This is a genomic window from Pantoea sp. SGAir0183, assembly GCF_043545505.1.
Map to the genome: position 1 here is coordinate 1,160,157 of NZ_CP028053.1, position 15,128 is coordinate 1,175,284.

Sequence of the window (15,128 nt, forward strand, 5' to 3'; positions counted from 1 at the left end):
ACGAGGCCAGAGAACACTATGTCCGAACAGATTGTGACGCCCGCGTCCACCTCACCGCTTTCCGTTTCGCCCAAAAGCCAAAAAATTAACCTGCTGGATCTTAACCGTCAGCAGATGCGCGAATTCTTTGTGTCCCTGGGTGAAAAACCGTTCCGTGCCGATCAGGTGATGAAGTGGATTTACCACTACTGCTGCGACGATTTCGAGCAGATGACCGACATCAATAAAAAGCTGCGTAACCGCTTAATGGAACTCACCGAAATTCGCGCGCCGGAAGTGGCCGAAGAGATGCGTTCAACGGACGGCACCATTAAGTGGGCTATTCGCGTGGGCGATCAACTGGTGGAAACGGTATATATCCCGGAAGGCGACCGTGCCACGTTGTGCGTGTCCTCCCAGGTGGGCTGTGCACTGGAATGTAAATTCTGCTCAACGGCACAACAGGGCTTTAACCGCAATCTGCGCGTCTCCGAAATTATCGGCCAGGTCTGGCGTGCGGCAAAAATTGTCGGTGCAGCCAAACTGACCGGCCAGCGTCCTATCACTAACGTCGTGATGATGGGCATGGGCGAACCTTTGCTCAACCTGAATAACGTCGTCCCGGCAATGGAAATCATGCTGGATGATTTCGGTTTCGGTTTATCAAAACGCCGTGTGACGCTGTCGACCTCGGGCGTGGTTCCGGCTCTCGACAAGCTGGGTGACATGATTGACGTGGCGCTGGCTATCTCGCTGCATGCGCCCAATGATAAACTGCGCGATGACATCGTGCCGATTAACAAGAAGTACAACATCGAAACCTTCCTGGCGGCAGTCAAACGCTATATTGGTAAATCCAACGCCAACCAGGGACGTGTCACGATTGAGTATGTGCTGCTGGACCACGTGAACGACAGCACCGATGATGCGCATGAGCTGGCGGCACTGCTCAAAGAAACACCGTGCAAAATTAACCTGATCCCCTGGAACCCCTTCCCGGGCGCACCTTATGGTCGCAGCTCAAACAGCCGCATTGACCGCTTCGCTAAGGTGCTAATGGACTATGGCTTTACCACCATTGTGCGTAAAACCCGCGGGGACGATATTGATGCCGCCTGTGGTCAGCTGGCGGGTGAAGTCATCGACCGCACCAAACGTACCCTGCGTAAGAAGATGGCCGGTGAAGCCATATCTGTGAAGGCGATCTGAAAGGCGGACGAACAGGGTTTCTGATCGGTTACCGGCGTGGCAGGCTGCTGCTCACCACACGGATGACAGGGAGGAAACCTTATGCGCAAAGGAGCAGGCGCGCGGCTACTGGCCGTTTTTGTTGTAAGCGGTTGTGTCAGTTCACCGTCGCAACCCGGGGCCGCAGAATTGCGTTTACAGCTGGGTATGCATTACCTTGCCGTAAACGATTACAGTGCGGCGCGCCGTAATTTCCTTCGCGCGCAGGCGGCAGCGCCAAAGGATTATCGGGTGCAGCTGGCCTTTGCCAGGCTCGCTCAGCGTCAAGGGCAAACTTCTGCTGCGCATCTTCATTTTTTACAGGCGCAGCAAATTGCCCCATATAATGGTTACATCGCTAACAATTACGGTGCGTTTCTTTGCACTTTAGGGCAGTATGATGAAGCGCATCAACAGTTTATCCGGGCAAAAGATGCGCAGGAAGGAGACGCCCGCATCGATGCGTACGAACTGTCGGGATATTGTTATCTGCGGGCAGGGGACAGACAGTCAGCGCGAGCAGCATTGTCTTATGCGCGTGATGCGGACAGAAGTAAGGGAGAATCGCTGCTGGCTGAAGCTGAAAGAGCGGTCGAACATGACCAATGGGCTAACCTGGCGCTATTGTTAGAGCTTTACCAGCCGCTGCCGGAGACGGCACGCAGCCTGGCGTTACACATACGTTTCGCCGCGCAACAGGGAAATCACGCAGACGTTTCACGTTATGGCGACCAGTTAGCGCGACGTTTTCCGCAATCGATACAGTACCAGCGTTATTTAGCTAATGAATACTGAAGCCACTCAAGAAAATTCTGCAGTTCATTCCACAGGTGCCCGCCTGCGTATCGCCCGTGAGCAAATGGGACTTACGCAGCAAAATGTCGCTGAACGCCTGTGCCTTAAACTTTCTACCGTGCGTGATATTGAAGAAGACAAGTCACCTGCGGATTTAGCCTCTACCTTCCTGCGCGGTTATATTCGTTCCTATGCGCGTCTGGTGCATATTCCTGAAGAGGAACTGCTGCCGATGATGGCAAAACAGACGCCAGTGCGGGCAGCCAAAATCGAACCGATGCAAAGCTTCTCATTGGGTAAACGCCGCAAGAAGCGGGACGGCTGGTTAATGATCTTCACCTGGCTGGTGGTCTTTGTTGTCGTGGGTCTGACGGGGGCCTGGTGGTGGCAAAACCATAAAGCCTCTCAGGATGAACTGGTGTCGATGGCCGATCAAAATGGCAGCAGCGGTGACAACAGCCAGTCGATTCCCTTAGGGCAAAACAGTGGTTCGTCCTCCGCGCCAGCGGATAACAGTACCAGCGTGCCGTTAACCAGTGGAAACAGCGCGGCGAACCCTGCTCCTGCTAACAGCGGCACAGCGGCCAGCACGCCCGCTGAAAACGACAACGCAAATGCAGCCACCTCCTCTTCGGCAGAGAACAATGCCGTGGTTTCACCCAGTCAGGCACCCGTAGAGAACACTACCGCACCGACGTCGTCGAACGCTACGCAGCCCATGCCTGTGGGCGCAGCGGCCGTCAGCGAACCTGCCGCCGATCCGAATGCGGTGGTGATGACTTTCACGGCTGATTGCTGGCTGGAAGTCAGCGATGCGACGGGCAAAAAACTGTTTAGCGGTATTCAGCGCAGTGGCGGTAAACTGAGCCTGTCAGGAACGGCCCCGTATCGTCTGAAAATTGGTGCGCCGGCAGCTGTTCATGTCGAATATCAGAATAAACCCGTTGATTTAAGTCGCTTTATCCGTAATAACCAGGTTGCTCGCCTGACGTTGGGTGCGCAATAACAGCGTAACGCGTGTTCCGGGCAATTGTGGAGAAGAAATATGCATAACCAAGCACCCATTATCCGCCGTAAGTCCAAACGTATTTACGTCGGCCAGGTGCCGATTGGCGATGGTGCGCCCATCGCCGTTCAGTCAATGACGAACACCCGCACCACCGATGTGGCCGCGACGGTCAGTCAGATCAAAGCCCTTGAGCGCGTGGGGGTGGATATCGTTCGCGTGTCGGTGCCCACGATGGATGCCGCCGAAGCGTTTAAACTGATTAAGCAGCAGGTCAATGTCCCGCTGGTCGCCGATATCCATTTTGACTACCGTATCGCGCTGAAAGTGGCGGAGTACGGTGTGGATTGCCTGCGCATCAACCCCGGCAACATTGGTAACAACGAGCGTATCCGCTCTGTTGTCGACTGTGCCCGCGATAAAAATATTCCCATCCGCATCGGGGTTAACGCCGGATCGCTGGAAAAAGATCTGCAGGAAAAATACGGCGAACCTACGCCGCAGGCTCTGCTGGAATCGGCCATGCGTCACGTCGATCATCTGGATCGCCTCAACTTCGATCAGTTTAAAGTCAGCGTAAAAGCCTCGGATGTGTTCCTGGCCGTTGAGTCCTATCGTCTGCTGGCCAAACAAATTGAGCAGCCGCTGCACCTGGGGATCACCGAAGCGGGCGGCGCACGCGCGGGGGCAGTAAAATCCGCCATTGGTCTGGGATTACTGCTTTCAGAAGGCATCGGCGACACACTGCGTATCTCGCTGGCCGCTGACCCGGTAGAAGAAGTCAAAGTGGGCTTTGATATCCTGAAGTCGCTGCGTATCCGTTCACGCGGCATTAACTTCATTGCCTGCCCGACCTGTTCTCGTCAGGAGTTTGACGTGATTGGCACGGTAAACGCGCTGGAGCAGCGACTGGAAGACATTATCACGCCGATGGATGTCTCTATCATTGGCTGTGTGGTGAATGGTCCGGGCGAAGCGACAGTGTCCACGCTGGGCGTGACCGGCAGCAACAAGAAAAGCGGTTTCTACGAAGACGGTGTCCGTCAGCGCGATCGTCTCGACAATGACAATATGATCGATCAACTGGAAGCACGCATTCGCGCCAAAGCGGCGATGCTGGATGAAACCCGTCGTATCGACGTACAGCAACTGGAAAAATAATCCTTTGCGCGTACGGCATGCACGACTTTTTTAGCTGAGCCTGTGCGGTTTCATCCTCATGAGGTATGATGCCGGACAGGTTTTTTTGCATTAAGAGATTTTAACGTGGCGAAGAATATTCAAGCGATTCGCGGGATGAACGATTTTCTGCCTGCGGATACGGCCATCTGGCAACGAGTTGAAGATGTCCTGAAGTCCGTGCTGGCGAGTTATGGTTACAGCGAAATTCGCTTACCTATTGTAGAGCAAACTCCCCTGTTCAAACGTGCAATCGGTGAAGTCACCGATGTGGTTGAAAAAGAGATGTACACCTTTGACGATCGTAATGGCGAAAGCCTGACGCTTCGTCCGGAAGGGACGGCAGGCTGCGTGCGTGCTGGTATCGAACACGGCTTGCTTTACAATCAGGAACAGCGCCTGTGGTACATGGGCCCTATGTTTCGCTACGAGCGTCCGCAAAAAGGGCGCTATCGCCAGTTCCACCAGATTGGTGTGGAAGTCTTTGGCCTGCAGGGGCCGGATATTGATGCCGAGCTGATTATGCTGAACGCCCGCTGGTGGAAAGCGTTAGGTATCGCCGACCATGTGCGCCTTGAACTGAACTCTATCGGTTCACTTGACGCGCGCGCCAGTTACCGCGAGGCGCTGGTTGCCTTTCTGGAACAGCATAAAGAGGCGCTGGACGAGGACTGCAAACGCCGCATGTACAGCAACCCAATGCGCGTGCTTGACAGTAAAAACCCGGATATTCAGACGCTGCTGAACGATGCGCCTCAGCTTGGTGACTTCCTCGATGAAGAATCTCGTGCCCACTTCGATGGCCTGCGTGCGCTGTTAGATGATGCCGGTATCGCTTACACGGTGAATCAGCGCCTGGTACGTGGGCTCGATTACTACAACCGCACGGTGATTGAATGGGTCACCGACAGCCTCGGCTCGCAGGGCACCGTGTGCGGCGGCGGACGTTACGATGGCCTGGTCGAACAACTGGGCGGACGTGCGACGCCAGGTGTCGGTTTTGCCATGGGCATGGAGCGTCTGGTGTTGTTAGTGCAGGCGGTGAACCCAGAATTTGAACCCGCGCGTAATGTCGATGTCTATGTTATCGCCTCAGGTCAGGGCGTTCAGTCAGCGGCAATGCAGCTGGCCGAAAAATTGCGTGATCAGCTGCCCGACATGAAGCTGATGACTAACTTCGGCGGCGGGAACTTCAAGAAGCAATTTGCACGCGCAGATAAGTGGGGCGCTCGCGTGGCGCTGGTGCTGGGTGAAGATGAACAGAAAGCCGGCCAGGTCGTGATCAAAGATCTGCGCAATGGCGAACAGCAAACGCTGGCGCAGGCGGATGCTGCGGCTGCACTGCGCACGCTGTTACAGTAAGCGCGTTATGGCACAACCATTGAAAGGAGAGGGATTGCGTGGAAGTGTATAGCAATGAGAACGAACAGGTTGATGCGCTGCGTCGCTTTTTCGCCAACAACGGTAAAGCATTAGCCATTGGTGTGGTTATCGGTATTGCTGCATTAGGTGGCTGGCGTTACTGGTCGAGCCATGAGCAGGACTCTGCTAAAACCGTGTCGGCTGAGTACCAGAAACTCACCAGTGCCATGCAGGTCAGCAAGCCTGAAACGCTGGAAGCCGTTAACACGTTTGCCCGCGAAAACAGTAACACCTATGGTGCCCTGGCGGCGCTGGATCTGGCGAAGCAGTATGTCGACAGCAATCAGCTGGACAAGGCCGAGAGCCTGCTGCAAAACGGATTAAAAGACACCAAAGATGCCAATCTGCAGGCGGTAATTAACCTGCGCCTGGCACGCATTCAACTGCAACAGAATCAGGCTGATGCGGCACTTAAAACCCTTGACGGTGTGAAGGGTGATGGCTGGACAGCCATTGTGGCTGACATCCGCGGCGAAGCGCTGCTGAGCAAAGGCGATAAGCAGGGCGCGCGCGATGCATGGAGTAAAGGCGTCGAATCTGACGCGTCTCCGGCGCTGAAGCAAATGATGCAGATGAAGATGAATAACTTAAGCTAAGCCAGTCAAGAGAGAGCGCATGGAATTACGTAAATACCTGCTGCCGGGGCTGATTTCAGTCACCCTGCTCAGCGGTTGCTCGCTGTTCAGCGGCGAAGAAGATGTAGTGAAAATGGCCCCATTGCCGAAAGTGGAAAACCAGTTCACGCCGAAGACAGTATGGAGTACAGGCGTGGGCGACGGGATTGGCGATTTCTATTCCAACCTGCATCCGACCTGGCAAGACGGCACCGTTTATGCGGCTGACCGCTTTGGTATCGTAAAAGCGCTCGATGCAGCGGATGGCAAAGAAAAATGGAAAGTCGACCTCTCTGAGAAAACCGGCTTCTTCTCTAAAAACCTGTCTGCCATGCTGTCCGGTGGTATTACCGTCAGCGGCGATCGCCTGTATATCGGCAGTGAGCGCGGTCAGGTTTATGCCCTGAACACCAGTGATGGTTCGATTGTATGGCAAGCTAAAGCGGCTGGCGAAGCGCTGTCGCGTCCTGTGGTCAGCGATGGCCTGGTGCTGATTCATACCAGTAACGGTATGTTGCAGGGTCTGGATCAGGCGACCGGGGCGGTGAAGTGGACCGTGAACCTGGACATGCCTGCGCTGTCGCTGCGCGGTGAATCAGCCCCGTCAGTTGCCTTTGGTGGCGCGATTGTGGGCGGCGACAACGGACGCGTCAGCGCCGTGATCATGAATCAGGGCCAGTTGATTTGGCAGCAGCGTATTTCACAGCCGAGCGGGGCGACGGAAATCGACCGCCTGAGCGACGTGGATACCACGCCGATCATTGTAAATGGTGTGGTTTACGCGCTGGCGTACAATGGCAACCTTTCCGCACTGGATCTGCGTTCAGGGCAGATTTTGTGGAAACGTGAAATTGGCGGCGTGAAAGATCTGATTGTCGATGCCGGGCGTATCTACCTGGTGGATCAGGACGATCGTGTGATTGCCCTGAATGCGGATGGCGGTGTCGCTATCTGGCGTCAAAGCGAGCTGCTGCATCGTAATCTGACCTCACCGGTGCTGTATAATGGCTACATCGTCGTCGGTGACGGCGAAGGCTACCTGCACTGGCTGAACACCACGGATGGCCGCTTTGTTGCCCAGCAAAAACTGGACAGCTCGGGCTTCCAGACTGAGCCTGTTGTCGCCAGCGACAAGCTGCTGATTCAGTCGAAAGATGGTGAAGTTTATGCCATTACCCGCTAACGGGTAAGTTGTCAGGCAGGGTTATCCTTCCGGCACAGCGGCTCCTGATTTCATCAGGGGCCGTTTCGTTTTTAGTCAGGCATGGTATCCTTTGCGCCGTAAGCCTGAACTGAACGGCTAAAGCCGTTATAATCACGCCATTCGGGCGAATTAATACATTATTGAGGCATTGTTATGGTACCTGTGGTCGCGCTGGTTGGGCGTCCCAATGTGGGAAAATCTACGCTGTTTAACCGTTTAACTCGCACACGAGATGCGCTGGTAGCGGATTTTCCTGGACTGACTCGCGATCGCAAATATGGTCGCGCCGAAGTGGAAGGGCGCGAATTCATTGTTATCGATACCGGCGGTATTGATGGCACCGAAGACGGTGTTGAAACGCGTATGGCGGAACAGTCGCTGCTGGCGATTGAAGAAGCCGACGTGGTGCTGTTTATGGTGGATGCCCGTGCAGGCATGATGCCCGCCGATCAGCAAATTGCAAAACATCTGCGCGCGCGTCAAAAAGCGACATTCCTGGTCGCGAATAAAACGGACGGGCTCGATCCGGATCAGGCCATTGTGGATTTCTATTCACTGGGTCTGGGGGAGATTTACGCTATCGCCGCGTCCCATGGCCGTGGTGTGACCAGCCTGCTGGAGACGGCGCTGCTGCCGTGGATGGAAAAGGTTGATCCCGTAGAAGTCACCGAAGAAGATGAAAACGAAGCCTACTGGGCCGCGTTAGCCGCAGAAGAGAACGGTGAGGAAGAGGAAGAAGAGGACGATTTCGACCCGACCACACTGCCGATCAAGCTGGCGATTGTCGGACGTCCAAACGTCGGTAAGTCTACGCTGACTAACCGCATTCTGGGTGAAGATCGCGTGGTCGTTTATGACATGCCAGGCACCACGCGCGACAGTATCTACATCCCGATGGAACGTGACGATCGTGAATATGTGCTGATCGATACCGCCGGGGTGCGTAAGCGCGGCAAAATCACCGATACGGTGGAGAAATTCTCGGTCATCAAAACCCTGCAGGCGATTGAAGACGCTAACGTGGTGATGCTGGTGATCGATGCGCGCGCCGGCATTTCCGATCAGGATTTGTCACTGCTCGGATTTATCCTGAACAGCGGCCGCTCACTGGTGATCGTGGTGAACAAGTGGGATGGTCTGTCACAGGAAGTGCGTGATGAAGTCAAAGAGACGCTGGACTTCCGTCTGGGTTTCATCGACTTTGCGCGCGTGCACTTTATTTCTGCGCTGCATGGCAGCGGTGTAGGCAACCTGTTTGAATCGGTAACCGAAGCGTACGACTGCTCAACGAAGCGTGTAAACACCTCGCTGCTGACGCGCATCATGAACATGGCGGCAGAAGACCATCAGCCACCGCTGGTGCGTGGTCGCCGCGTTAAGCTGAAGTACGCCCACGCGGGTGGCTATAACCCACCGATTGTGGTGATTCACGGCAACCAGGTGAAAGATTTACCGGACTCCTACAAGCGTTACCTGATGAACTATTTCCGTCGTTCTCTGAACGTAATGGGCACGCCAATCCGCATTCAGTTTAAAGAGGGTGAAAACCCGTACGAAGGCAAGCGTAACCTGTTAACGCCAACGCAACAGCGTAAGCGTAAGCGTCTGATGGCGCACATGAAGAAAAATAAGCGTTAACTGATCGAGGGCCAGATGGCCCTCTTTTTTTTGCCCTGGCATTGTGCTTATTTACACAATGGTGAAAAACGCTGCGCCAGAACTGCGGACATTTCGTCCCCGACAGCGGTGGTCCACTGCACAGGATGGGATATCCGCTGTCACAGGGTGCCTGTCTGTCCCGATTGTCATCAACCCTTACGTGACTGAGGCGAGGTGACCGATGACGTCTTCCAGCATGCGGGTTTACTTTCCCGATATATATCCTTGCCCCCCTTAAAAGCTCAAAACATCACTTTAGTTGTCCGCTGGGCTACTCTCTGGATCGGCGTGGCCTTATCCAACGTAAAAATTTGTAGCGAAAATGCTATTGCTTAGTAACAAACAGGTTTAAAACTTCACTGCATAACGTACCAGGTGGTACAATTTCGCCGCGTCATGACGGAGTATCGCCTGCTCTGGCTTCCTCCGGAAACATATCATTCATTTCATGGACGCAGGTCTGATTTAATTGGAATTAAAACAACGCTGTCTCATTAACCTGCAACGTTAACCGCGATACGCGCGAAAAGCGGCGGGCGAAAGAGCGGACTTTGTTTATCAGGAGAGTAAGTGTTATGGCTGAAACATCCTCTCGATCCGGTAAAGGATTGAGAATATGGTCTGTGCTGCTCGGGCTGGTGCTACTGGCAACCGGCCTGTTCTTTGCTGTTGGCGGGGGACAACTCGCAACGCTTGGCGGCAGTTGGTATTTCCTGGTTGCGGGCATCGTTATCGTGCTGTCAGCCATTCAGTTTTTCCGGGCAAAATCCTCAGCGGTTGTGCTTTTCCTGCTGGTATTTGTAGGGACTTTAGTCTGGGCGGTGATGGACGCTGGCCTGGTCTTCTGGCCACTGGTTTCTCGCCTGATGGTGCCCGCCGGTTTAATGATTCTGGCCTTCCTTACCTGGCCCGCCTTACGCAAGCGCGAGAATAAACCTTCGCTGGCAAAACTCTCTTATGCGCTGTCTGCCGTCATCGCCGTGGGTATGGTGGCTACATTAGTCCAGATGTTCCAGCCGCATCCAACCGTGGCGGCAACGGGTCCTGAACTGCCGCTGATTCCGGTAGAGAAATCGAAGCAACAGCAAAACTGGGATAACTACGGTAATACGGCTGGCGGCAGCCGTTTTGTCGCGCTCGATCAGATTACCCGTGACAACGTGAAGGATCTGCAGGTTGCCTGGACTTACCGTACGGGTGACATTCCCGAAAGCCCAACCGGTAACGGTGCGGAAGATCAGGAAACGCCGTTGCAGGTGGGTAATACACTTTACCTGTGCACGCCGCACAATAATGTCATCGCCGTCGAAGCTGACAGTGGAAAGCAGATCTGGAAGCGTGAAATCAACGCACAGGCTGAAGTCTGGCCGCGCTGCCGTGGTCTGGCCTATTTCGACGCGACGAAACCGCTGAACCAGCCAACGCAGCCCGGCTCAACGCCAGTACCGGCCGTAACGCTGGCGGCAGGAGACAGCTGTCAGCGCCGTATTCTGATGAATACTATCGATGCGCGCCTGATTGCGATTAACGCCGACAACGGTGAATTCTGTGAAGACTTCGGTAACCATGGCATCGTCGATCTGAAAGCGGGCTTAGGTGATGCGCCGGATCCGCTTTATCAGCTGACTTCAGCCCCAACGCTTGCCGGAACCACGGTGGTCGTGGGCGGCCGCGTGGCGGATAACGTGAAAACCGACATGCCTGGCGGCGTGTTGCGCGGTTTTGATGTGATCACCGGTAAAATGCGCTGGGCGTTTGACCCGGGCAATGTCGATCCTAATGCCATCCTGATGCCTGGCAAGGACTATACGCGCAGTACGCCGAACTCCTGGGCGCCGATGTCGTACGATGCGGCCATGAACACCGTGTTTATTCCTATGGGCAGCTCCTCCGTTGACCTGTGGGGAGCCAATCGTACCGCGCTGGACCATAAATATGGAGCCTCGGTACTCGCGCTGGACGCGACAACCGGTAAAGAGAAGTGGGTTTATCAGACCGTTCATAACGATCTGTGGGACTTCGACCTGCCGATGCAGCCCAGCCTGATCGACTTCCCGATGAAGGATGGCAGCACCAAACCTGCGGTCGTCATCGGCGGTAAAACCGGCATGATTTTTGTGCTGGATCGTCTGACCGGTAAGCCGCTCACCAAGGTTGAAGAGCTGCCGATGCCGCAGGGTGATATCCCGAACGAGCAATATACAAAAACCCAGCCGCATTCGACCGGTATGCCGATGATTGGTAATCAGACGCTGAAAGAGTCGGATATGTGGGGCGCAACCCCGTTCGATCAGCTGGCCTGCCGTATCGCGTTTAAGTCAATGCGCTACAACGGCCTGTTTACCGTACCTGGCACTGATAAGTCGCTGAGTTTCCCGGGTTCACTGGGCGGGATGAACTGGGGCAGTATGTCCACCGATCCGAATAACAACCTGTTGTTTGTTAACGACATGCGTTTAGGATTATGGGTACAGATGATCCCGGTTGATACCAGCAAAATTTCACGCGGCAGCAACGGGGGGGAAGCCATCAATACCGGTATGGGCGCGGTTCCGTTGAAAGGCACGCCTTATGCCGTGAACAAAAACCGCTTTATGTCACCGTTGGGTATTCCTTGCCAGGCGCCACCGTTTGGTACCCTGTCTGCGATTGACATGAAAACCCAGAAAATCGTCTGGCAGGTGCCGGTAGGTACGGTAGAAGATACCGGTCCGTTCGGCATCAAAATGCGCGCGAAAATGCCTATTGGCATGCCGACGCTGGGCGGTACGCTGGCGACGCAGGGTGGACTGGTGTTTATTGCCGGTACTCAGGACTACTACCTGCGCGCGTTCGATAGCGCCACCGGTAAAGAAGTCTGGAAAGCCCGTTTGCCTGTCGGCAGTCAGGGTGGACCGATGAGTTATGTCTCACCGAAAACCGGTAAACAGTACATCGTGATTTCCGCGGGCGGCGCACGCCAGTCGCCGGATCGTGGTGACTATGTGATTGCTTATGCGCTGCCAGACAGCAAATAAGCGACGATAAAACAAAAGGGCCATCGCGGCCCTTTTTTTGCGTAACGGAAAACCCGTTTTCCCGACAGGATAAGCTGCGGGTTCATAAGACGTGCCGCAGGGCAAACCCGAAGCCGCCTTCTGAAAAGGCGGCTTTGTTACTTACCGTCGCGCAACAGCGACTTGAGTTCTGGCGGTGCCTGTTGCTCGGGAACCAGTATGACGACCGTGCCGGACTGCTGGCGCGTGGCATATTGAATCTGGATGCGAAAGTAACGTTGATCCCCGCGTCCCACCTCTGCTGCTTTTTCCTCGGGTTCGCCCAAAGGCATCGCCCGTTCCAGTACCTGACAGACGTGCGCTTTTTCGGGAGGCGGAAGTTCGCCCAACGGAAATCGACGCTCATTCCGTAAGCCAGGAATAAAAGCAAAGCCGCCTTCTTGCGTTACCACAATCGTTGCGTCATCGGTGAGCTCGGGGAGTTGACTCATAACACGCCTACCTCTTTCCACGCTTGTTCAATTGCGCTCGCCACCGTGGTGTCGAAGCGCTTTTTACCATGCTGCACGGTGAGTTGTGCAAAGGCTTTGAAGTCCGCATCCTGATGTAAATCTTTATCGCACAGCGTGTCGTACCATGCCTGACCCGCTCGCTCCCAGGCATATCCGCCCAGGGCTTTTGCGGCCAGATAAAAGGCACGATTAGGAATTCCGGAGTTCAGGTGCACACCGCCGTTATCCTCACGTGTTTTAATATAGTCCTTCATGTGGCCTGGCTGAGGATCTTTCCCCAGCATCGGGTCATCGTAAGCGGTGCCGGGATGTGACATTGACCGTAGACCTTTACCATTGATGCCTTTTGCCAGCAGCCCTTCACCGATGATCCAGTCGGCCTTATCGGCTGTCTGTTTCAGACTAAACTGTTTCACCAGCGAACCAAACACATCAGACATGGACTCGTTCAACGCACCGGCCTGTTCAAAATAGATCAAACCGGCTTCGGTTTCTGTGACGCCGTGCGACAACTCATGCGCCACCACATCAATCGCAATCGTGAAGCGGTTAAAGATTTCGCCATCACCGTCGCCAAACACCATTTGCTGACCGTTCCAGAACGCGTTTTGGTACTTCTCACCGTAGTGAACCGTCCCAGCTAGTTTCAGACCGTGATTATCCAGAGAATTTCGTTTATAGATTTGCCAGAAAAAGTCGTGTGTGACACCAAGATAGTTCCAGGCTTCGTCGGCAGCAACGTCACCATTTGAAGACTGACCTTCTTTACGCACCAGCGTGCCAGGTAACGTTTCCTGGTTTTTGGCATCATAGATTTCACGCTCAATCTTCCCGGCCTGCGTGGTTTTTGGCGCTGCCGTCTTTTTCCAGTGTTCAGCCATCAGGTGCTGAACATGGGTCAGTGTACGACGTGCCTGCTCCTGCTGGTGGCCGGTGCCGTGATCGATAATCTTGCGAAGAATATAGGGAGGAATAACGCTGAAAGCCATTTGAGACTCCTTGGCATGAGGGATGTACCAGGAAGTATAGTTAAGAAATGCTTTTCTTTCGTCTCGGTTTTTCAGGAATAAGTTGCGTGACCTGGCTTTCAACCCAGCCATCATCAAGGCGAGTGCGTAACCGATCGCCCTTATTCAACTGGCCAGTTTTTTTCACGACCTGTCCATGGGTATCCGTCGTAACGCTGAAACCCCGCGCCAGCGTGGCGAGCGGGCTGACGCCTTCCAGTTGCGCGGCAAGCTGACCAAAACGTTGTTTATCGCGGTTAAGCATTTTTTCCATGGCCTGCTGCAGGCGATAGTGCCAGTTCTGCAGACTTTTTTGTGCCTGATACAGGCGTTCTTGTGGCTGCTGTTGGGCCAACCGCTGTGCCAGGCGATCCTGCTGACGGCTGGCGTGGCGAAGCCGTGTTTCCATCGCATCGCCCAGGCGCTGTTGTAGCCGGAACAGCAGGGTCTGCTGGCGCGCAAGGCGCAACTGCGGATGTTGCTGCTGCAGGCGATGGTCTAAACGGCTGAACAGACGCTGCTGACGCGCCAGATAGTAATCCATTGCCATTTCCAGCCGCTGCTGTTGTGACTGAAGTTGACGCAACAGCTCAAGCTGATTACGGCTGACAATTTCGGCCGCAGCCGATGGCGTTGGGGCGCGCAGGTCAGCGACAAAATCAGCAATCGTGACGTCAGTTTCATGCCCGACAGCACTGACCACGGGAATGTGGCTGGCAAAGATAGCGCGCGCCACGCGCTCGTCATTAAAGCTCCACAGATCTTCCAGCGAACCGCCGCCGCGTCCCACGATTAACACGTCGCACTCTGCCCGCAGGTTAGCGATTTCAATCGCACGTACGATCGCGGCAGGCGCATCTACGCCCTGTACGGCGGTGGGATAAATCACGACCGGTAGTGAGGGATCGCGACGGTGAAGCACGCGCAGTACATCGTGCAGCGCCGCGCCGGTAGCAGACGTTATGATGCCGACCTGCTTTGCCGGTTGCGGCAAGGGCTTCTTATGTTCTGGTGCGAACAGGCCTTCCTGCGCCAGCTTTGCTTTCAACTGTTCGAACTGCTGCTGGAGCAGGCCTTCACCGGCGGGATGCATGCTTTCAATAATCAGCTGATAATCGCCGCGCGGCTCATACAGCGTGATATTGGCGCGAACTAAAATCTGCTGACCATGTTGCGGGCGAAAGGTCACACGACGGTTGCTGTTACGAAACATCGCGCAGCGCACCTGTGCACCATCATCTTTCAGCGTGAAGTACCAGTGGCCAGAAGCCGGCTGGGTAAAATTAGAGATTTCGGCACTCAGCCACACCAGGCCCATCTCATTTTCCAGCAGCTGGCGCACTGTGGTATTGAGACGACTTACGGTAAAAATATTGGCGTTCGGTGGCAGCGACATGTGACGAAGATCAAATTCCAAATCAGTAGGTTAATTAGTCGATACTACAGGCCCTGTTGCGCGGATCAAGACTTTTTCTAAAAAACTAGTGGAGGCAATCGATTACGCCCTGTATAATGCCGCGGCAATATT

Annotated in this window: 12 protein-coding genes; 9 read left to right on the forward strand and 3 right to left on the reverse strand. The window is 54.6% G+C overall.

What is annotated here, in order from left to right; translation table 11 throughout:
• Window positions 1-18: 18 nt before the first annotated feature.
• The 9 genes from C1N59_RS05575 to C1N59_RS05615 all read left to right on the forward strand — a co-directional run bounded on the left by C1N59_RS05575 (window position 19) and on the right by C1N59_RS05615 (window position 12,102).
• Window positions 19-1,188, forward strand: coding sequence for a bifunctional tRNA (adenosine(37)-C2)-methyltransferase TrmG/ribosomal RNA large subunit methyltransferase RlmN (locus C1N59_RS05575; protein WP_033740892.1), 1,170 nt, complete (start codon window positions 19-21; stop codon window positions 1,186-1,188).
• Between the two features lie 81 nt (window positions 1,189-1,269).
• Entirely contained in the window at window positions 1,270-2,001 is a 732-nt protein-coding gene (gene pilW / locus C1N59_RS05580) for a type IV pilus biogenesis/stability protein PilW (RefSeq protein ID WP_033740890.1), read from the forward strand.
• The gene (gene rodZ / locus C1N59_RS05585) at window positions 1,991-3,007 is read left to right on the forward strand and encodes a cytoskeleton protein RodZ (RefSeq protein ID WP_039339986.1); all 1,017 of its coding nucleotides are present in this window, start codon (window positions 1,991-1,993) and stop codon (window positions 3,005-3,007) included. The genes pilW and rodZ overlap by 11 nt, the downstream gene beginning before the upstream one ends.
• Window positions 3,008-3,046: 39 nt before the next feature.
• Window positions 3,047-4,168: a flavodoxin-dependent (E)-4-hydroxy-3-methylbut-2-enyl-diphosphate synthase gene (gene ispG, locus C1N59_RS05590; RefSeq protein WP_033740886.1), complete on the forward strand. Its 1,122-nt coding sequence runs from the start codon at window positions 3,047-3,049 to the stop codon at window positions 4,166-4,168.
• A gap of 105 nt (window positions 4,169-4,273) precedes the next feature.
• A complete protein-coding gene (gene hisS / locus C1N59_RS05595) occupies window positions 4,274-5,548 on the forward strand; it encodes a histidine--tRNA ligase (RefSeq protein ID WP_006120624.1) in 1,275 nt (424 codons plus the stop codon).
• Between the two features lie 38 nt (window positions 5,549-5,586).
• The gene (locus tag C1N59_RS05600; protein WP_006120623.1) at window positions 5,587-6,204 is read left to right on the forward strand and encodes a YfgM family protein; all 618 of its coding nucleotides are present in this window, start codon (window positions 5,587-5,589) and stop codon (window positions 6,202-6,204) included.
• Window positions 6,205-6,223: 19 nt separating this feature from the next.
• A complete protein-coding gene (bamB, locus tag C1N59_RS05605; protein WP_006120622.1) occupies window positions 6,224-7,405 on the forward strand; it encodes an outer membrane protein assembly factor BamB in 1,182 nt (393 codons plus the stop codon).
• A gap of 174 nt (window positions 7,406-7,579) precedes the next feature.
• The gene (gene der / locus C1N59_RS05610) at window positions 7,580-9,064 is read left to right on the forward strand and encodes a ribosome biogenesis GTPase Der (protein WP_006120621.1); all 1,485 of its coding nucleotides are present in this window, start codon (window positions 7,580-7,582) and stop codon (window positions 9,062-9,064) included.
• Between the two features lie 596 nt (window positions 9,065-9,660).
• A complete protein-coding gene (locus C1N59_RS05615) occupies window positions 9,661-12,102 on the forward strand; it encodes a glucose/quinate/shikimate family membrane-bound PQQ-dependent dehydrogenase (protein WP_033740882.1) in 2,442 nt (813 codons plus the stop codon).
• Window positions 12,103-12,239: 137 nt separating this feature from the next.
• Here the strand turns inward: C1N59_RS05615 and C1N59_RS05620 are convergent, their stop codons facing one another.
• Genes C1N59_RS05620 through xseA form a run of 3 tightly spaced genes read right to left on the reverse strand, consistent with a single transcriptional unit; the run spans window position 12,240 to window position 14,996 of the window.
• The gene (locus C1N59_RS05620) at window positions 12,240-12,572 is read right to left on the reverse strand and encodes a protealysin inhibitor emfourin (RefSeq protein WP_033740881.1); all 333 of its coding nucleotides are present in this window, start codon (window positions 12,570-12,572) and stop codon (window positions 12,240-12,242) included.
• Entirely contained in the window at window positions 12,569-13,582 is a 1,014-nt protein-coding gene (locus C1N59_RS05625) for a M4 family metallopeptidase (protein WP_033740879.1), read from the reverse strand. The genes C1N59_RS05620 and C1N59_RS05625 overlap by 4 nt, the downstream gene beginning before the upstream one ends.
• A gap of 40 nt (window positions 13,583-13,622) precedes the next feature.
• Complete coding sequence (gene xseA / locus C1N59_RS05630) at window positions 13,623-14,996, reverse strand: exodeoxyribonuclease VII large subunit (protein ID WP_394550411.1); 1,374 nt, start codon at window positions 14,994-14,996, stop codon at window positions 13,623-13,625.
• Window positions 14,997-15,128 lie beyond the last annotated feature (132 nt).

Coding starts and splice junctions, on each gene's coding strand:
- C1N59_RS05620 (WP_033740881.1), bottom strand. CDS start 12,572: ATGAGTCAACTCCCCGAGCTCACCGATGACGCAACGATTGTGGTAACG.
- xseA (WP_394550411.1), bottom strand. CDS start 14,996: ATGTCGCTGCCACCGAACGCCAATATTTTTACCGTAAGTCGTCTCAAT.
- rodZ (WP_039339986.1), top strand. CDS start 1,991: ATGAATACTGAAGCCACTCAAGAAAATTCTGCAGTTCATTCCACAGGT.
- der (WP_006120621.1), top strand. CDS start 7,580: ATGGTACCTGTGGTCGCGCTGGTTGGGCGTCCCAATGTGGGAAAATCT.
- ispG (WP_033740886.1), top strand. CDS start 3,047: ATGCATAACCAAGCACCCATTATCCGCCGTAAGTCCAAACGTATTTAC.
- C1N59_RS05625 (WP_033740879.1), bottom strand. CDS start 13,582: ATGGCTTTCAGCGTTATTCCTCCCTATATTCTTCGCAAGATTATCGAT.
- C1N59_RS05615 (WP_033740882.1), top strand. CDS start 9,661: ATGGCTGAAACATCCTCTCGATCCGGTAAAGGATTGAGAATATGGTCT.
- bamB (WP_006120622.1), top strand. CDS start 6,224: ATGGAATTACGTAAATACCTGCTGCCGGGGCTGATTTCAGTCACCCTG.
- C1N59_RS05575 (WP_033740892.1), top strand. CDS start 19: ATGTCCGAACAGATTGTGACGCCCGCGTCCACCTCACCGCTTTCCGTT.
- pilW (WP_033740890.1), top strand. CDS start 1,270: ATGCGCAAAGGAGCAGGCGCGCGGCTACTGGCCGTTTTTGTTGTAAGC.